22 protein-coding genes and 1 tRNA gene are annotated in these 17,476 nt (G+C 62.5%); 15 read left to right on the top strand and 8 right to left on the bottom strand.

Annotated features, from left to right (window positions below; translation table 11 throughout):
• Positions 1-29 precede the first annotated feature (29 nt).
• On the top strand, positions 30-788 hold the full coding sequence (locus tag F0311_RS09875; protein WP_150461779.1) for an SDR family oxidoreductase: 759 nt from the start codon (positions 30-32) through the stop codon (positions 786-788).
• 207 nt (positions 789-995) lie between these two features.
• On the opposite strand, the gene F0311_RS09870 is transcribed toward F0311_RS09875, so the two are convergent.
• Complete coding sequence (locus F0311_RS09870) at positions 996-1,598, bottom strand: TetR/AcrR family transcriptional regulator (RefSeq protein ID WP_150461778.1); 603 nt, start codon at positions 1,596-1,598, stop codon at positions 996-998.
• A gap of 168 nt (positions 1,599-1,766) precedes the next feature.
• On the opposite strand from F0311_RS09870, the gene F0311_RS09865 reads away from it, so the two are divergent.
• Positions 1,767-2,663: an SDR family NAD(P)-dependent oxidoreductase gene (locus F0311_RS09865; RefSeq protein WP_150461777.1), complete on the top strand. Its 897-nt coding sequence runs from the start codon at positions 1,767-1,769 to the stop codon at positions 2,661-2,663.
• 163 nt (positions 2,664-2,826) lie between these two features.
• Here the strand turns inward: F0311_RS09865 and F0311_RS09860 are convergent, their stop codons facing one another.
• Positions 2,827-3,729: an NADP-dependent oxidoreductase gene (locus F0311_RS09860; protein WP_150461776.1), complete on the bottom strand. Its 903-nt coding sequence runs from the start codon at positions 3,727-3,729 to the stop codon at positions 2,827-2,829.
• Positions 3,730-3,982: 253 nt separating this feature from the next.
• On the opposite strand from F0311_RS09860, the gene F0311_RS09855 reads away from it, so the two are divergent.
• A complete protein-coding gene (locus F0311_RS09855) occupies positions 3,983-4,339 on the top strand; it encodes a MerR family transcriptional regulator (protein ID WP_150461775.1) in 357 nt (118 codons plus the stop codon).
• A gap of 177 nt (positions 4,340-4,516) precedes the next feature.
• On the opposite strand, the gene F0311_RS09850 is transcribed toward F0311_RS09855, so the two are convergent.
• A complete protein-coding gene (locus F0311_RS09850; RefSeq protein WP_150461774.1) occupies positions 4,517-5,440 on the bottom strand; it encodes an SDR family NAD(P)-dependent oxidoreductase in 924 nt (307 codons plus the stop codon).
• 99 nt (positions 5,441-5,539) lie between these two features.
• Between F0311_RS09850 and F0311_RS09845 the strand changes: the two genes are divergently transcribed.
• From F0311_RS09845 to F0311_RS18050, 4 genes are all read left to right on the top strand, one after another.
• Positions 5,540-6,205 carry a TetR/AcrR family transcriptional regulator gene (locus tag F0311_RS09845; protein ID WP_150461773.1) on the top strand — a complete coding sequence of 222 codons (666 nt, stop codon included), beginning with the start codon at positions 5,540-5,542 and terminating at the stop codon, positions 6,203-6,205.
• Between the two features lie 175 nt (positions 6,206-6,380).
• On the top strand, positions 6,381-6,920 hold the full coding sequence (locus F0311_RS09840; RefSeq protein ID WP_191089859.1) for a nitroreductase family protein: 540 nt from the start codon (positions 6,381-6,383) through the stop codon (positions 6,918-6,920).
• A gap of 63 nt (positions 6,921-6,983) precedes the next feature.
• Complete coding sequence (locus F0311_RS09835; RefSeq protein ID WP_223881249.1) at positions 6,984-7,607, top strand: hypothetical protein; 624 nt, start codon at positions 6,984-6,986, stop codon at positions 7,605-7,607.
• Between the two features lie 129 nt (positions 7,608-7,736).
• Complete coding sequence (locus tag F0311_RS18050) at positions 7,737-7,892, top strand: hypothetical protein (RefSeq protein WP_191089891.1); 156 nt, start codon at positions 7,737-7,739, stop codon at positions 7,890-7,892.
• 130 nt (positions 7,893-8,022) lie between these two features.
• Here the strand turns inward: F0311_RS18050 and F0311_RS09830 are convergent, their stop codons facing one another.
• Together F0311_RS09830 and F0311_RS09825 are read right to left on the bottom strand one after the other, a co-directional pair.
• Positions 8,023-8,580, bottom strand: a complete 558-nt coding sequence (locus F0311_RS09830; protein ID WP_150461771.1) for a CGNR zinc finger domain-containing protein — start codon at positions 8,578-8,580, stop codon at positions 8,023-8,025.
• 73 nt (positions 8,581-8,653) lie between these two features.
• Complete coding sequence (locus F0311_RS09825; protein WP_150461770.1) at positions 8,654-9,550, bottom strand: alpha/beta fold hydrolase; 897 nt, start codon at positions 9,548-9,550, stop codon at positions 8,654-8,656.
• A gap of 278 nt (positions 9,551-9,828) precedes the next feature.
• Between F0311_RS09825 and F0311_RS09820 the strand changes: the two genes are divergently transcribed.
• Positions 9,829-10,473, top strand: coding sequence for a TetR/AcrR family transcriptional regulator (locus F0311_RS09820; protein ID WP_150461769.1), 645 nt, complete (start codon positions 9,829-9,831; stop codon positions 10,471-10,473).
• A gap of 156 nt (positions 10,474-10,629) precedes the next feature.
• Here the strand turns inward: F0311_RS09820 and F0311_RS09815 are convergent, their stop codons facing one another.
• Together F0311_RS09815 and F0311_RS09810 are read right to left on the bottom strand one after the other, a co-directional pair.
• Positions 10,630-11,661: a 6-phosphofructokinase gene (locus F0311_RS09815; RefSeq protein ID WP_150461768.1), complete on the bottom strand. Its 1,032-nt coding sequence runs from the start codon at positions 11,659-11,661 to the stop codon at positions 10,630-10,632.
• Between the two features lie 115 nt (positions 11,662-11,776).
• On the bottom strand, positions 11,777-12,982 hold the full coding sequence (locus tag F0311_RS09810) for a pyridoxal phosphate-dependent aminotransferase (protein WP_150461767.1): 1,206 nt from the start codon (positions 12,980-12,982) through the stop codon (positions 11,777-11,779).
• Between the two features lie 111 nt (positions 12,983-13,093).
• Here F0311_RS09810 and F0311_RS09805 point away from each other — a divergent pair.
• The 5 genes from F0311_RS09805 (at position 13,094) to rplA (ending at position 15,742) form a co-directional block, all read left to right on the top strand.
• Positions 13,094-13,166, top strand: a tRNA-Trp gene (locus F0311_RS09805).
• 64 nt (positions 13,167-13,230) lie between these two features.
• Positions 13,231-13,494, top strand: a complete 264-nt coding sequence (secE, locus tag F0311_RS09800) for a preprotein translocase subunit SecE (RefSeq protein ID WP_150461766.1) — start codon at positions 13,231-13,233, stop codon at positions 13,492-13,494.
• Positions 13,440-14,249 (top strand): transcription termination/antitermination protein NusG, encoded by an 810-nt coding sequence (nusG, locus tag F0311_RS09795; RefSeq protein WP_150462013.1) that lies wholly within the window; start codon positions 13,440-13,442, stop codon positions 14,247-14,249. Before secE ends, nusG begins: the two co-directional genes overlap by 55 nt.
• Before the next feature lie 188 nt (positions 14,250-14,437).
• Positions 14,438-14,869 (top strand): 50S ribosomal protein L11, encoded by a 432-nt coding sequence (gene rplK / locus F0311_RS09790; protein ID WP_150461765.1) that lies wholly within the window; start codon positions 14,438-14,440, stop codon positions 14,867-14,869.
• A 171-nt stretch (positions 14,870-15,040) separates the two neighbouring features.
• Complete coding sequence (gene rplA, locus F0311_RS09785; protein ID WP_150461764.1) at positions 15,041-15,742, top strand: 50S ribosomal protein L1; 702 nt, start codon at positions 15,041-15,043, stop codon at positions 15,740-15,742.
• A gap of 37 nt (positions 15,743-15,779) precedes the next feature.
• Here the strand turns inward: rplA and F0311_RS09780 are convergent, their stop codons facing one another.
• Positions 15,780-16,040, bottom strand: coding sequence for a hypothetical protein (locus F0311_RS09780; protein WP_150461763.1), 261 nt, complete (start codon positions 16,038-16,040; stop codon positions 15,780-15,782).
• A 419-nt stretch (positions 16,041-16,459) separates the two neighbouring features.
• Here F0311_RS09780 and rplJ point away from each other — a divergent pair, with 419 nt between their 5' ends.
• Together rplJ and rplL are read left to right on the top strand one after the other, a co-directional pair.
• Positions 16,460-16,981 (top strand): 50S ribosomal protein L10, encoded by a 522-nt coding sequence (gene rplJ, locus F0311_RS09775; RefSeq protein WP_150461762.1) that lies wholly within the window; start codon positions 16,460-16,462, stop codon positions 16,979-16,981.
• A gap of 69 nt (positions 16,982-17,050) precedes the next feature.
• Positions 17,051-17,437, top strand: a complete 387-nt coding sequence (rplL, locus tag F0311_RS09770) for a 50S ribosomal protein L7/L12 (protein ID WP_150461761.1) — start codon at positions 17,051-17,053, stop codon at positions 17,435-17,437.
• The last annotated feature ends 39 nt before the right edge of the window (positions 17,438-17,476 follow it).

Raw genomic sequence — 17,476 nt, 5'->3', positions numbered from 1 at the left:
ATTGAGCAAGATCTAGGAGACCCCCAACCATGACAGCAGCGAATCACCCGCAATGGGCGCAATCAGATACGGATCTCACGGGTCGCTCCATTGCGGTCATCGGCGGGGCCGGTGGCGTCGGAGAAGGAGTGGTCCAATCGCTGTTGCATTTCGGAGCCACAGTGGTCGCGGCCGGCCGGTCGAGTGCCAATCTTGAAGGCCTTGCCACACGCAGCGGAGCTCCCACGCTCAACACGGAGGTACTCGACGCTCTGGCGCCAGACCTCGATGAAACCGCCACCCGGCTAGCCGCCAAGTACGGTGTTTTCGACGGGGTGATCGTTGCGGTCGCGTCCTGGGGAGACCAGGGACAGAAGCCTGTGCTGTCACTGTCCGATGATGAATGGGACCAACTGCTGGCTGCCAACATCACCGCAGTGTTCCGGCTCTACCGGGCGTTCATACCGCACGTGGCCCCTGGCGGGGTCCTGATCCAACTCAACGGGATGAGCGCCGAAATCCCTTTCCCGGGCAACGCCGGCGTCGCCCTGAGCGCCGCAGCCGGGAAGTCTCTGACCCGCACTCTCGCCGCGGAACTTCAGGATGCAGGTCCGCGCGTCTACGAGGTCATCCTCGGTGTCATCCGCACCCGATCCCGGCAGCTCGCGGGCATCGACGACCCTGGGTGGATACCGGCCCGTGACATAGGCGTGCACGTCGCCGAGCTTATCGGCGGCAACAGTCCGCTGGCGGGTATCGACCTGCACTATGTGGTAGACCCTGTGCAAGGTCCCCGATCCCGCCCCTGAAAAGCACCAGCGAAGAGCTTCGGCGCGGCCGCCGGGATCCGGGGCATCACGACAGCGTTCCCCGCGTTGAAACGCAGAAATCAACCGACCAGCGTCATCTCTGGCACGAGGAACCGTTGCAGCGACTGGTCACGCCGTCGCCGAGACGCACCGCTCTACGCCTCGCGGAATCACGCCCCGCCAGCTTCTACGATTCGCCATCAGCCTTCACCGTGGTCGCAGGCCGTCGATGGTCACCGATAGGAGGTGTGCGCGCTGCTCCGAGTTGGGGCCAATGTGCTCGTGCGCGCGGGAGGCCCCGACCATGAGCGCAACGAGGTCCGAAACTGTGAGGTCCCGGCGGATGCTACCGGCGTGCTGAGCACGGGCCAGCAGCACGGCTATGGCATCGTGCAGCTCTTGGACGACGTCGGGATGCGCGCTTCTGACCTCCTGCACATCGGTTCCGGAGTGGGCGAGCGCCCTGGCGAACTGGTGCTTCGTCGCAGAGAGCTCGATCCAGCGGTGGAAGAAGGCCATGAAGGCCGTGTCGGCATCCCCGGCATCGCCGAGCTCTCTGGCTTCGGCAGTCAACTGCTCGAGACGCCCGAGCACGACGGCTTCGATCAGAGCCTCCTTTGTGGGGAAGTGCCGAAACACTGTCCCGATCGACACGCCTGCCCTTCGGGCGACCTCCTCCGTGGAAGCGGTTGGGCCGATTTGTGAGAAAACGGCGTCAGCGGCGTCCAGGACGCGTTCCCGATTGCGGCGCGCGTCGGCACGCTGTGCTGTCCGCGGGGAAGCGGTGTCCGCCTGCGCTCCCGTCGTCATCGGAGACTCACATCCTTCACATCGGTCGGTCGCGCGGCAGCGCCGAGCCGGCTGTCGTCGTCACTTAGGCTACCGCGAACAGACCGATGAGCTTGCTAAGTCGAGTGATAACTCACTATAGTAAACGGAGTCGATGCTCGACTTAGTCCGACCAGGAGGGCCCATTTGATGAGAACGATCGTGATGACCGGAGGAACATCGGGATTCGGCGAGCTGACCGCGCGTGAATTCCTCGCCACCGCCGACACGCGCCTTCTGCTTGGCGCGCGCGGCTCCGCACCTGCCGGAGCGGAGGCCGTCCCGCTGGACCTGACCAGCCTGGCGAGCGTACGGTCCTTCGCCAGCGCCCTGAGCGACAGACTCGGCTCGGATGAGATCGATGCCCTGATCCTCAATGCAGGCGTCAACCCACCCGATGTCGAAGGGCGCACCTCCGACGGCTTCGAGACGGCCTTTGCCGTCAACCACCTCGCTCACTATCTCCTCGCCAGACTGCTGCTGCCGCGACTCGCAGCCAATGCCTTGGTCGTACTGACCACCAGCGGCACCCATGACCCAGCGGAGGGAGCGATGGTTCCACCCCCACGGCATGCGAACGCCGAACTGCTCGCACATCCCGAGCGGGACCCAGAGCATGACGCGAAGCCGCGCACGGCAGCTGGAAGAGCCTATTCCTCATCGAAGCTCTGCAACATTCTGACCGTTCGCGCACTCGCGATCCAGCCGGAGGCAGCAGCGAAGAACCTGACCGTCCTGGCATACGATCCCGGCCCCACGCCCGGAACCGGGCTACTGCGCAACGCACCCACGATAGGTCGAATCATGTGGCAAACCTTCGGCTCCTTGTTGCGCCGTTTAATACGCCGCTTCAACAGCAGGGAAGCAGCCGGCGGCAACCTGGCTGCGATCGCGCTTGGGAAGGTCCACCCACCCGCCGGACACTACTACGCAGCCGTCAGACACGATGAACTCACCTGGCTTGAACCCTCAGAACTCGCCCGCGACGACGAGGCACGAGACGCCATGTGGAGCGACAGCGCCTCAATGGTTGGTCTCCAACCATGATCGACACTACGACGGGTTCAGGCGGCGGTCGTCCGCTGTGGATATCGGTTGCTTTCTCCCGACTGCCTTGGTGATCTTAGACGTCATTGAGGCTTCCGCTCGTAAGTGATGATCGCACCTCGTGGCGACCAGCCGAACGCCGGAGAGTACCCCCCATCCAGGTTCAGATGGTGACGACTACTTTCCCCTGGGTTCCTCCGGCCTGGGCGAGGATATGTGCTTCCGCGATCATCTGCAAAGGGAACGACTGTGCGACTCGTGGCAGGTAAACCCCTGTCTCTCCAAGCGCTGCTGCAACCTCCAGGGTCAAAGAATCGTTTTGTGCATTGACCACTCGAACACCGATTGCATGTCCCGTCTGGTCGGCGACAGTGGTGACGCATTCTGGTGCACCTGTGATTTTCACCAGTTCGGTGAGGGAGCCCATACCGGCTGTGTCCAGTGCGAAGTCGATGCCTGTCTTCACAATCTCACCAACACGTTCTGCAAGTCCTGGACCATATGAAGTGGGGATTACACCTATTGACGCGAGAAAATCGTGGTTTGTTGGGTTGGCGGTGCCGATCACCTTCGCTCCTCGGCTAATGGCGATGGTGGCCGCTGCACTCCCTACTGAACCTGCGGCTCCGTCGATGAGCATGGTCTTCCCATCGAGACTGTCGAAAGAGCCCAAACCCCGGACCGCAGTATTTGAGGCAAGCCCGGCAGCAGCGGCCTGTTCGAAGCTCCATGTCGACGGTATATTGGCCCAGGCTGTGAGTACGGAATATTCGGCGGTAGTGTCGCTGACGCCGCCTAGCCCGAATACGGATTCACCGATTTGGATTCCTGTCACATCTTCCCCCACTTCCTCTACGATGCCGGCCGCATCACGTCCAGGAATGGCAGGAAGTTCGAGGGGAATCAGTTCCTGGGCGCGGCCAGCGCGCAAAATGGTATCTACGGGGTTCACGCTCGCCGCTCGAGTCTTGATTCGGATTCCATTCGCTGGGACCGGCGGTATCGGGGCTTCTTCAATCTGGAGGACCTCCGGTCCGCCGTATTGGTGGTAACGAGCTGCTTGCATGTAGTTCTCCTTAGAGGGGCATTTCCTGATGTCACGTCAAGGCGACCTTCGCTCCATAGGGTTAGGAGCCGTGATGAGCCCTCCTGCACGACTTACCGGTCGCGGTATCCAGGAGTTGGATGGTCAGGTGTCGCCCTAAACCTCGATCAGGGTATAACCTGACGTTGACGTCAGGTGCAAGGCTTCGATGACGGGCGTGCACCAACGTTCAGGAATATGGAAGAGCCTTGAGAAGGGACACGAGGTGGAGCGGATGAGAATCGGTGAACTTGCCCGGCAAACGGGGGTGAGTGTGCGGGCGATCAGGTACTACGAGGAACAGGGACTACTCACAAGCGACCGTACCCCTGGCGGCCAACGTGAGTATTCAGCCGACACAGTTGAGAGGGTGCTGTTCTTCCAACAGATGTACTCCGCTGGCCTGAACAGCCGCCGCATTGCTGACTTATTGCCCTGTATGGGCACCGGGACGACCAACGAAGAACAGCGGCAGATGCTCGCCGAAGACAGGGAGCGCCTGGAGGCACGAATCAGCGAACTATCCCGTGCTAAGAGCCACCTCGACAGCATTATCGCAACTGCCAACCAACGCGCTGGCAACACCGCCTGAGCAGAGCTGCTTGCTCCAGCGTTGAGCGAGCTCCGAGTGCTTTCGGAGTCGTAGGAGGCTCGAACGCACCGTAACGTATCATCATCTCGGTCCTGTATACCGCTGACTTCAGATGCCTGTGGCCAGCCGGTCGTAACTATCGCGATTTCTCTAGCACCGCTCTCTTAGAACTGTCGCTCAGGAGTCCGTCTGTTGTGGGGTCATCGCTGGGAATGTCACTCCGGTGAGTTCTTCGGAGACGGTCCAGAGGTGTTGCTGGGCGGCTTGGTCGTGGGAATCGGGGCTGGAGGTGACCAGTTTCGGGTGGCCGCGCACCTCGCCACGACCACCTGGGCCGTAGTACTGACCGCCGGTGACCGCGGGGTCGGTGGCCGCTCGGAGGGTGGGTAGGGCGCCCATCTCAGGCTTCTGGGTGAGCAGGGGTGCGAGCCAGTTGACGGGCACACGGAATACGCCGGGCGAGTTGCGCATGAGCTCGGTATTAGACACGCCGGGATGGGCGGCCACGGAGATGGTGGTGTCAAGCGGCGAAAGGCGGCGCTGCAGCTCATAGGTGAACATGAGATTGGCGAGCTTGGACTGCCCATAGGCGCCCACACGGCTGTACGAGCGTTCCCAGTGCAGGTCGTCGAAGTGGATGGCGGCCTGGATGCGGTGACCGGTGCTGCTGACCGTCACGACACGGGAACCGAGGACGGGCAGCAGGCGGTCCAGTAGCAGGCCGGTCAGGACGAAGTGGCCGAGGTGGTTGGTGCCGAACTGCAGCTCGAAGCCCTCGGCGGTGGTCTTCCTCGGTGGGTACATGACGCCCGCGTTGTTGATCAGCAGATCGATGCGTGGGTGCGTTGCGCGCAGCTCGGCGGCCGCAGAGCGGACTGAGTCCAGGGATGTCAGGTCGAGGGCCTGGACGGAAACCTCGCCGCCGATGCGGGCAGCTGCATGCTCGCCCTTCTCGACGTCACGGACCGCCAAGACCACCCGGGCACCGCGTGCGGCGAGTGCGCGGGCGGTTTCGAAGCCCAGACCGGTGTTGGCGCCGGTCACGATCGCCACCCGACCTGTCTGGTCGGGGATGTGTTGTTCTGTCCAGTTGTCGCTCATGCTGTTCTCCTAAGATACCGTCGGTCTATTACGTCTTCACATTAAGAGACTGCCGGTCTTATGTCAAGGGACCGGGGGTCTCTAAGCTAGACTGGGGGTGTGACCTTTCAGCGTGCGCGAAGCGAAGAGCAGCGCGAGATCCGCCGCAGGGCGATCCTGGACACCGCGGTGGAGATGCTCGACGAGATGCCTGTGGCTGAGGTCAGCCTCAACGAGCTCAGCAGGCGGGTGGGTCTGGCCAAGTCGAACGTGCTGCGGTACTTCGAGTCGCGCGAGGCTGTGCTGCTCGAGCTGCTGGACCTCTTCCTGCAGGACTGGCTTACCGAGTTGGCCGAAGAGTTGGCCGCGGGCATCGAGGCCCAAGCGAGCGTGGAGGTGCGGGCGGGTCGACTGGCCGAGATCCTCAGCCGGTCACTGGCGGGCCGACCAGTCTTCTGCGACCTCTTCGCCGCACAGGGCGGCGTCCTCGAGCACAACGTCTCCGTCGAGGCGGTCAAGCAGCACAAACGTTCTTCGTTGGCGCACTTGGAGACCATGGCCGAACTCATGCGTGAGCATATGCCCGAGCTCGGCGAGGACGCGCAGATATTCTGCTTGATGAGCCTGATCTCGGCCGGTGCCCTATCGACATACGTGCCACCGCCACCCAGTCTTCTTGCCGCCTACGCAGAGGAACCTGCACTCGGCGTGTTCCACCTGGACTTACAAGACGCCCTGCGGATCTCTTTGGTTTCGGCGCTGCTGGGCGTGCTACCACGCCCCTGAACCTTTCCACGCGGCGAAGGATTCGAGACAACAGTATGCCGGTCGGATGACTCTGATGTGAGTGCTTGGCCCGCTGCCTCTGTTCTATGTACAAGCAGGCGAGCAGGGGTAGCGACAGCTTGGGCAAAGCGCGCAAGTGATGGATCTACTCTTCTGCACCTGCTCTCATCTCCGAGTGACCAAGACTCGGCTGATCACCTTGGACGGGCTCAGCCCTGGAACCTATCGATATCTACCTGCGGAGCATTCCCTGGCTGTATTTGAACAGGGTGATCACCACGCTGGGTTAACGGTAGGCACGCTCGACGCGGCCTGGCTGAAAGGGTGCCCGCTCATACTGATACTTTCGGCCGATCTCACCGCCGCAGACCGTGCCTTCGAGGTTCAGGAGACTGGTCGGGGTGAACGCTTCTGCTGGTTCGAGGCAGGGCTGGTGAGCCAGAACATCTACCTGTGGGCTGCAGAGAACGGATTCGGAACTGTCTTTCTCGGCGGTCTGGACTACGCCAAGACACGTTCAGCCACGGAACGATGGATGCCTGCATCCCACACGGTGCTGGGCATGCTTCCCTTCGGCTACCCGGCCGGCCTGTCAGCATCTAGCCCTGTGAACAGGCAATGGACTGCTGGTGTGCCAAGCTTGGTGATTCTGGTCGGGTTGATGACCCATCCGGTCGAGTTCCACAAGCTCCGCATTCGGGGTCGCCTTCGCTAGCTGTTCCCCTGCCCTGGCTGAGTCATCGAATCCCGTTCCGTGACGGTGTGATGTACTGACCTGATGCGCACAACTCCCCGAGCCCTGCTGACCATCTCCCTATGCGGCATTGCTCTGACTCTTGCGGGATGTTCGCCAGAGGCGGAGGGCGACAACCCCACATCTCCGTCGTCATCACCGACGTCGGAAACGACAGCACCCACATCAGAGCCGACCCAGGAGGAGACGGCTTCCCCGTCGCCCGAGCCCACCGAGGATGCCGCGGACGCCACGTTGATCGACGGCAGCCAGGAGGTGGAGATCCAGTCGATCGCCGACACCTATCTCGCACCCACCGTCGAGGGTGGGGTGGCGTTGGTTTCCGATCCCGCAACCAACGAGGTGCCAGCGCAGTGGATCATCGGTCCTGTGGAGGCCGGCGGAGACGACTTCCAGCTCACCACCGTCGCGCTCACCGACGGCGAGCCGATGTGCCTGACGGTGCCGGCCGGCGGTGACCCTTCGCTTGCCACCTGTGATTCCGGTGACGCGAGTCAAGTGTTCAGTGTGACGACGCTCGACCGCCCCGACCAGGTGGCCGTGAGCAATGAGGCGGGGCATCTCGGTGTCGACGCTGACGGTGCATCGCTCACGGTGCACCCCACAGGCGAGGAGTTGAGCAGCACATTCACGCTCATTTCGCCCTAGCATCCAGCCCGCGTATCTAGCGGCTGGGGTATTCAGGTGCCGCAGGCGCCCTGGCCCAGGGGCATGCGAGCAGGCGCTTGCGCGCATTACGGCACTCCAAGATCGACGTGCTGGTGGCCACCGACGTCGATGGCGTCACCCACGGTCAACTACCAGTGCCCGGAGGAGGAGAAGACCTACTCGAACTCCACGTCTCCGTATGAGCAGCTGAACATCCCCGCGGGCACTAAGGGTCATCTGCCCCTCAGCGAGCGCTCCGGGGTATTAACACAGGCCGCGGTGTGAATGCTTGTCACACATCGAGGCGTCTTTTCCATTCTCGCTGAGGTACGAGAGATGGCAACCACACCTAAAGCGGCGCATCTTCGGCATTATGATGCCTTGAACTCGCCCCATGTAGGTGAATGCGTGCTCATCATGGGTGGGTGGTGCGGTAGCGGGCAGCTTTGGCCTGATTACCGCAGGTCTTCATGCTGCACCACCGGCGCCTGCGGCCCCGGGAAGAGTCGATGAAGAACCAGCCGCACCGGTCACAGGCGCGCACGCCCTGCGGTGGCGGGTTGAGAGCAAGCGTGATGCCGCTCAGCGCCACGATCGCGAGAGCACCCCGCGCGTCGTTCGAAGTCGTCGACCCGTCAGGATGAACGGCAAGGTTCGCAATCGAGCGGCGGGCTGTGTCGAGCAGGCCTGCGAGAGCTTCTGCGGGGATGGTGGTGTGCCCGTCCTTGGGGACGTCAAAGACTGTCCATAGCAGCGCTCTCAGTGCGCGGGCTTCCTCTAAAGCCGCTTCGGTGACGCTGGATTCACCGTCGGGGAGCAGGCGGGTGTGGGTGAGCCAGATGTTGAGTGTCTCGGTGTCGGTGAACAGGTCTGGGCCCGGCTCGGGCCAGCGGCGGTAGACGGTGTTGGCGAAGTCGAGTGCGAGGTTCCCGGCGATGAAGTGATCTTCGACCCATTCGGTGGTGGCGATCATCGCGGTGCCACCCCGGCCTTGCGCCTCTCGGGTGGCTCGATGGGGCAGGCCTCGACCCTCAGAGTCGCCACGGTCATGCAGCGACCCCTGCACGGTAGAAGATGTCGCGAGTGAACCTGACGAGTAGCTCGGCGACCTCCGCGGTGTGGGTCTCCAATAGGAAGTGCCCGCCGTCGAAGATGTGCGCTTCGAACGTGCTCAACGCCTGGTGATAAGCAAGCACTTCGGCGATGTCGAAGGCCGGGTCGTGTCGCCCCCACAGCACCATGCAGGGCGGCTGATGCGTGGCGTGGTATTCGGCGATCTCGTCGAAGCGTGCCACGTGATTGCGGTAGTCGTAGAAGAACTGGAAGTACACCTCGGTGTGGCCCGGCCGTGACAGGTGATTCCAGTCCAGATGCCACGACTCCGGTGGATGCAGCTCCGCGATCTCCTCGGGCAAGCCGCCCAGATAAGTATCCTTCGTGCCCTTGAAGGTCAACCAGTCCGGCAGAGCCGACCTGTTCTCCTCGGTCGGTTCGGCCCAGAACCGGCGAGCCGAGTCCCACCCCTGGCCCAAGCCTGCCTCGTGCGCGTTGCCGTTCTGCACCACCAGGCCCAGTACCCGCTCAGGGTGACGAGTGGCCAAGAAGTAGCCCACTGGCGTGCCGTAGTCCGTCACGAACAACACATACCTCTCCACACCTAGGTCATCAAGCAGCGCCTCGATCACGTGAGACAGGCCCTCATAGGTGTAGTCGTACTCCTCGACTGGCGGCGCGTCGGAGAACCCGAACCCCGGGACGTCCGGAGCAACCACATAGGCATGCGCACCCAGGATCGGGAGCACCTCACGGAAGGAGTAGGACGAGCTGGGGGCGCCGTGCAGCAGCACGACCGCCGTCGTCGAGGGCGCGCCTGCCTCCCGGTAATGCACCCGTAGACCGTTCAGTTCCCGGTCCCGGTGTCTCGTCTTGGCTTCGTGCTTCACGGGTACTCCTCTCGACTCACTGAGGGGCGATCAAAAATAACCCTACTAAAGACTTTTAACGGTTACTATAGGAAAATCGCTGTCACTGCGGCCCGGACGCTGGTGGCACGGGCTCAGTGCGGAACCATTCGAACGGGCACGACGATCATGATGAGCGCCGCCGCGACGATCGTCACAGAGATGCCGACCTTGCCCAGAAGCGGGACGACGCGGCGGTGGAGTGGGAGCATGCGAACAAAATTATCAGAGCATATACTCTATTAACTATACTCATAAGCATGGCACGCCCGATAGACCCACAACGCCACCGCGCTCGGAGGCTGCACATCATCGATGCGGGACTGACCGTCTTCGCCCGGCTGGGCTATCACCGGGCGACGACGGCCGCCATCTGCGGTGAGGCGGGCATCGGCTCTGGGACCTTCTTCCATTACTTCCCCACCAAGGACTCCCTCGCGGTCGCCATCCTGCGCGAAGGCGCCGCGGAGACCACCGCGTTCTTCGCTGAGCAAGAGGGTCGCTCCGACGCGGCGGGCGTGCTGTTCGACTACGTGCGGCACGCTCTGGACGATCTCAGCGATCCGCGGGCCGCGGGGTTCATCACCGCGATCAGCGGCCTGGGTGCGCACGAAGAGATCACCACCGTATTGCAGGATGAGGAGAGTGTTGTCCGCGAGAACCTGACGTCCTGGGTGGAACGAGCCCAGCGAGACGGTCAGATCCGTGACGATCTCAGTGTAGAGAGGATCACCGAGTGGATCCTGCTGCTCTGTGAAGGATTCGCCAGCCGGGTCACCGCCTCCGCGCGGTTCGACGTCGCCTCAGAACGGCCCCTCCTTCTGCAGCTTCTGTCCCGGTTCCTAGCACAGCCGCCGGAGAGGTGCGAATGTCCGCAACCAGGACCTGGGACAGAGCGAACGTGACGGGCAGAGACAGGGCATGGTCACGTCATTGATGGCTGATAGGACTCTTTCCGGCAGTATCTTCGCTGCGCAACGGGAGGGCTACGCTGATGCGGCGAAACCTCCTGATAGCAACGCGACAAGATCTGGGTTCCCTTAAGAGACCCTGCTGACCCACTACCTTCCGAAAAGGACTTTGGCTTCCTCGTACCGTTCCGCGGGAACCTCCTTGAGTCCGTCCAGGGCCTCAGCAAGATCCACCTTGACGATCTCTGTGCCGCGTAGTGAGGCCATATGGCCCCAGGCTTTCTCGTGGACCAGGTCGAGGGCCTTCATGCCGAACCGGGTGCCCAGCACCCGGTCGTATCCGGTGGGGTTTCCTCCGCGCTGGATGTGCCCCAAGGTGGTGTTGCGAGTCTCAATACCGGTGCGTTCCTCAATCTGAGCGGTGATGAACTCGCCGATCCCGCCCAGCCTTGGCCGCCCGTCGGCCTCCTGGCCCTTGCCGGCCAGGGCTGCTTCTGAGCCTTCGGGGATGAATCCCTCGGCGACCACCACCAGCGGTGAACGGCCGCGGGAGTGCACCTGCTCCACCCACTCGCAGACTTGGTCCACATCCACTGTCTGCTCGGGGATAAGGATTGCGTGAGCTCCGGCTGCCATCCCGGAGTGCAGCGCGATCCACCCCACATGCCGGCCCATCACCTCTGAGACCATGCACCGGTGGTGGGACTCGCCGGTGGTGCGCAGTCGGTCCATGGCATCGGTGGCGATGGAGATCGCAGTGTCGAAGCCGAAGGTGTAGTCGGTGGCCTTGAGGTCATTGTCGATGGTCTTGGGCACCCCGACCACAGGGATCCCCTCGTCGGCCAGCCGCTTGGCCCCGGCCAGAGTGCCTTCACCGCCGATGGCGATGACCGCGTCGATGTCATGGCGCTTGAGCTGTTTGGCCATATTCTCCGGGCCTCCACCGGGGTGGTTGTAGGGGTGGGTGCGGGAAGTCCCGAGAATGGTCCCGCCCTTGCGGGAGAGACCACGGACGTCATGGCGGGTGAGTTCCACATAGTCCGCCTCGATGACGCCCCTCCAACCGGCCTTGAAACCGACGAATTCATCGCCGTAGGACTTGATGCCATGCAATACCGTGGAGCGGATCACAGCGTTGAGGCCGGGGCAGTCGCCACCGGAGGTCAGCAGTCCGATGCGCATTCTCAGGTCACTTCCTTCTTGCGACGGCGATGGGTGGTCAGCCCCTGGCGTCCTCGGCAGGAGGGTTGTTTTCTCAGTCTACGATGACGCCGGCGGCGTCATTTGTGCCTCAGCGCTACTTGCTGCCCAGTAATTTCTCAATCCGGGAGATACCCTCCACCAGGTCTTCATCGCTCAGGGCGTAGGAGAGCCGTAGGTATCCGGAGGGGCCGAATGCCTCGCCGGGCACCACGGCGACCTTCGCCTTCTCCAAGATCAGCTCAGCCAACTCCGCAGATGTGGTGGGTGTGGCGCCGTCGTACTCCTTGTTCAGAGCCCTGCGGGCATCCACGTAGGCGTAGAACGCACCCTGCGGCACCGGAGTATGGAACCCGGCTACATTGTTGAGCTTCTCCACAATGAGCTTGCGCCGCCTGTCGAAAGCCTTATGCATCGCCTCAATCGGCTCCACCGGCCCGGTGACCGCGGCCAGTGCCGCCCGCTGGGACACATTGGCCACATTGGAGGTCAGATGGGTCTGCAGGGTGGTAGCCGCTTTGACCACATCGGCGGGGCCCACCATCCAACCCACCCGCCAGCCGGTCATCGCGAAGGTTTTGGCCACTCCGGAGAGGATCACCACTTGGTCGGCCAGCTCTGGGACTGAGGCGATGGAGGTGAAGGGCACACCGTCGTAGGTGAGCTTCTCGTAGATCTCATCGGTGATCACCCACAGTCCCCGCTCCGCAGCCCAGTGCCCGATCGCAGCGGTCTCTTCCGGGGAGTAGACCGCACCGGTGGGGTTGGAGGGGCTGACGAACAGCAGCGCCTTGGTCCGTTCGGTCACCGCGGCCTCCAGCTGGTCCACGGTGACCTTGTAGCCCTGCTCCGGGCCGGCGAAGACTTCCACAGTGGAGCCGCCGGCCAGTTTGATCGCCTCCGGATAAGTGGTCCAGAACGGGGAGGGCACGATCACTTCGTCGCCGGGATTCACCAGCGTGGCTAGCGAGGCGTAGACCGCCTGCTTGCCGCCGTTGGTCACAAGCACCTGGTGAGCCTCCACGGCATACCCGGAGTCCCGGGAAGTCTTCTCCGCGATGGCTTCGCGCAGCTCAGGCAGACCGGCCGCAGGGGTGTACTTATGGTTCTTGGGATCCTTGGCCGCGGTCACTGCGGCCTCGACAATATGCTCCGGGGTGGGGAAGTCCGGCTCCCCGGCGCCGAAGCCGATCACATCCTCCCCGGCTGCTTTCAGGGCTTTGGCCTTGGCATCGACCTTCATCGTGGCCGACTCGGCGATTGAGCTGATCCGGGCGGAGACTCGAGCTTGAGGTAGCACCATGGCACCAGCCTACCGTTTGGCGTTCTTATGCGCGCCGGCGTAGACTGGTCTGTCGGTGTCCAGAACACCTCTACTGGCCGTGCCCTTAGCACTTGCGCTGAGCGTGGCCATAGGGCAGTGGCGCAATTGGTAGCGCAACGGTCTCCAAAACCGTAGGTTGCAGGTTCAAGTCCTGTCTGCCCTGCGACCTCCCCGTGCCGGAACTGGTTCAGGGAGCGGCCCCTAACCCGTAAACAGATGGAGTCTTCGTGTCCCAGACACCAGTGACCGACGCCGGTGGTCCTTCCTCCGGCGGCTCGGGCCCGAAGAATCCCTTCAGCAGGACATGGCTGTTCCTCAAGCAGGTCTTCGACGAACTGCGCAAGGTCATTGTCCCCACCCGGCGGGAGCTGCTGAACTACACCCTGGTGGTTCTGGTGTTCGTGCTGATCGTCATCGGAATCGTCACCGGACTGGACTGGGTGCTGGACAACCTCGCCCAGGTGGTCTTCGGCGGCGGCACGGGCGGCTAGCACAACTACAGGACAACGACGCCGGCTCGCCGGCTTACGCACCACATCGACTTAGGAGAAACGTGTCTGATCAGGAACTGACGCAGGACGCACCCGCGGAGGCCGAGGCCCCCGAGGAGAAGTCCTACGAGGAGCGCGCCGAGGAGCTGAAGTCCAAGCTGCGCCGCGACCTCGGTGACTGGTACGTGATCCACACCTACGCCGGGTACGAAAAGTCGGTGAAGTCCAACCTGGAAACCCGCATCCAGACCCAGGACCTGGAGGACGAGATCTACGAGATCGAGGTCCCTATGGAAGAGGTCGTGGAGATCAAGAACACCCAGCGCAAAGTGGTCAACCGGGTCCGTATCCCCGGCTACGTGCTGGTGCGCATGGAACTCACCGATGAGTCCTGGGGCGTGGTGCGCCATACCCCAGGCGTCACCGGGTTCGTGGGCAACGCACACGATCCGCAGCCGTTGAGCACCGATGAGGTCTTCAACATGCTCGCCGAGCACCGCTTGGGCAAGCCCGGTGAGAAGAAGGTCGAGGTGCTCGAGGGCGAGGATGCCCCCGCCGCATCACGGGCCGAGCAGGTCAAGGTGGACTTCGAGGTCGGCGAGTCTGTCACGGTTACCGACGGCCCCTTCGCCACCCTGCCGGCTACCATCTCGGAGATCAACGCCGACTCCCGCACCCTGGTGGTGCTGGTCTCGATCTTCGAGCGCGAAACCCCGGTCACCCTGAACTTCAACCAGGTTGAAAAGATTTACTAGCGATCACGCTACTGACTGGAGGTGCCGCAGCACTTACCCTGCTGTGGCCAGATAACTGAAGCTTGCGGCGTCGTGGTTTCTGCTTTGAACCTACCGACGTCGCTCCGGGCGGCCCGGCCAGGTCCGCCCACCCCTTGCCCCTCGCTCCTGAGCGGCAAGGAAACCCGCAAGAACTGTAAGGACAGATTATGGCCCCCAAGAAAAAGGTCACCGGTCTGATCAAGCTGCAGATCCAGGCAGGTGCGGCCAACCCCGCCCCGCCCATCGGCCCTGCGCTCGGTCAGCACGGTGTCAACATCATGGAGTTCTGCAAGGCCTACAACGCTGCGACTGAGAACCAGCGTGGCAATGTGGTCCCTGTGGAGATCACGGTCTACGAGGACCGCTCCTTCACCTTCATCACCAAGACCCCGCCGGCTGCCGAGCTGATCAAGAAGGCCGCTGGGGTCAAGAAGGGCTCCGGCGTGCCGCACACCGATAAGGTCGGCAAGCTCACCAAGGCCCAGATCGAAGAGATCGCTCAGACCAAGATGGAGGACCTCAACGCCAACGACATCGAGGCTGCTGCCAAGATCGTGGCCGGCACCGCCCGCTCCATGGGCATCACCGTCGAGGCCTGATCAGAAGATCGCTCAGTGCATGATCTGTGCAGTATCTGAGGGGCAAATCCCCTGAAACTGGTGCACAAATCACGCACTCAACACCAAAAGAACAGAAGAGTCCGGATGATCCGGACAGTGGGAGGGGCCGAGCGCGGCCCGCGTACCACAACTGCTAAGGAGAAAACGCAGATGGCAAAGCGCAGCAAAGCATATAAGGCCGCAGCTGAGAAGATCGGCGAGGACAACGTCTACTCCCCGGCTGAGGCAGTGGCTCTGGCCAAGGAGACCAACCCGTCCAAGTCAGATGCCACCGTAGAGGTCGCCTTCCGGCTCTCGGTGGACCCCCGCAAGGCCGACCAGATGGTCCGCGGCACCGTGAACCTGCCCCACGGCACCGGTAAGACCGCCCGCGTGGTGGTCTTCGCCCAGGGCGACAATGTGACCAAGGCCGAGGAGGCCGGAGCTGACCACGTGGGCGGCGACGAACTGATCGCCAAGGTCGTTGAGGGCTGGACGGACTTCGACGCCGCTGTGGCCTCACCGGACATGATGGGCAAGGTCGGCCGGCTCGGTAAGGTGCTAGGTCCCCGCAACCTGATGCCCAACCCCAAGACCGGTACTGTGACCCCGGATGTGGCTAAGGCTGTGAGTGAGATCAAGGGCGGAAAGATCGACTTCCGCGTGGACAAGCACTCCAATCTTCACTTCATCATCGGTAAGACCAGCTTCGAGCCCAAGCAGCTGGCTGAGAACTACGCCGCCGCACTGGAGGAGATCCTGCGCCTGAAGCCTTCGGCTTCCAAGGGCCGATACATCCAAAAGGCCACCGTATCCACCACCTTCGGCCCCGGCATCCCTGTGGATCCCAACGTGACCAAAGTGGTGCTCTGATCCGCAGATGACGATGCCGGCGGGTTGAGTTTCCAACCTAAGGCGCAGCAGTAAGGCCCGGCTCCCACATGAAGCCGGGCCTTCTGCCGTCTGTGCCGGGTATCGTCAGGTCGGGATTCCTCAGCTCCTTCGATGTTCTGCACACCGCCTTCTCGTGGAATGCAGCCCAGTGGGCTGCCGCTTCTATGCCTATGAGAGTCACGGTGAAGAAGCTGAGGAAGGGTAGGTTCTCGTCGTCACATGCTGTCCAGATGAAGACCAGCATGCCGATGGCGACAAATACACTCAGAGTGGCCAACGGCCTTGGGTGCTTGAGGCGAAACACTCAGGCCACCTGCCTGTTGTGCTCCTGCTCGATCCTGGTGACTCGTTTCAGGATGTCCGGGAAAGGTGAGTCGATCGATTCGATTTGGTTCGGCCGCCGCGGCGCGTGTAGAGTAGCCAATTGACCAAAGACCGCCGGTCGTTCACGCCGTGAAGATCCAGTTGGCGCTGGAGCTTCGGTCACCGAAAGAACTTCGGACAACGGCAGAACTGTAAAGAACCCTCACGGGTCGTCCTGCGCAGGTGAGATAAGAGCCAACCCGCAACTGAAACCAACCGGCGAACCCGGCTTGTCCTCAGTTCTGTGAAGCCCTGTCTGCCCTGCGCAGCGGGGCATTTTTTATGCGCCAGGCACCCGTGACTCTGACCGGCACAGTAATCGGAAGGAGTGCCATGGCGAATCCTGAGAAGGCAGCAGCCGTTGCAGAGCTCAAGGAGCTCTTCAACGAGTCCAGCGCTGCTGTGCTCACGGAGTACCGCGGCCTCTCCGTGGGCCAGCTGCAGACTCTGCGCCGGTCCGTGCGGGAGAACGCAAACTACGCCGTGGTGAAGAACACGCTCACCGAGATCGCAGCCAAGGAAGTCGGCATCGAGGCCTTCGACGGCAAGATGGAAGGCCCCTCTGCGATCGCCTTCGTCCACGGAGACCCCGTGGACGTAGCCAAGGCGCTGCGTGACTTCGCCAAGGACAACCCTCAGCTCATCGTCAAGGGCGGCTACATGGATGGCAAGCCCCTGAACGAGGATGAGGTCAAGAAGCTCGCGGATCTTGAATCCCGTGAGGTTCTGCTCGGCAAGCTGGCTGGCGCCTTCATCGGCGCCCAGTCCAAGGCAGCCGGCACCTTCCAGGCCCCGATCTCCAAGATCGTACGGACCGTGGAAGCCCTGCGCACAAAGCAGGAAGAAGCTGCCTGACACCTGTCAGAGCAACACAAACGCAAGATCCGCAAAAGCATCAAGAAACAGAAGTAAGGAGCCAACCCCATGGCTAAGCTGAGCAATGACGAACTGCTTGAGCAGTTCAAGGAGATGAGCCTGATCGAGCTCTCCGAGTTCGTGAAGCTGTTCGAGGAGACCTTCGACGTCACCGCCGCCGCCCCCGTGGCAGTGGCAGGCGCTGCCCCTGCAGCAGGCGACGGCGACGACGCCGCTGAGGAGCAGACCGAGTTCGACGTGGTCCTGGAAGCCGCCGGCGACAAGAAGATCGGCGTCATCAAGGAGGTGCGCGGTCTGACCTCCCTCGGCCTGAAGGAGGCCAAGGAGCTGGTCGACGGTGCACCCAAGGCCGTGCTCGAGGGCGTGGACAAGGAAGCTGCCGAGAAGGCCAAGGAGGCCCTGGAGGGCGCAGGCGCCACCGTCACCCTGAAGTAAGAGCCTCGTCTCTCACACAAAGGGACCCCGGAGTCTTTC

It is taken from the genome of Nesterenkonia ebinurensis (assembly GCF_008711175.1).
GTDB lineage: Bacteria > Actinomycetota > Actinomycetes > Actinomycetales > Micrococcaceae > Nesterenkonia > Nesterenkonia ebinurensis.
This window is presented reverse-complemented; position numbering and strand designations above follow the sequence as displayed.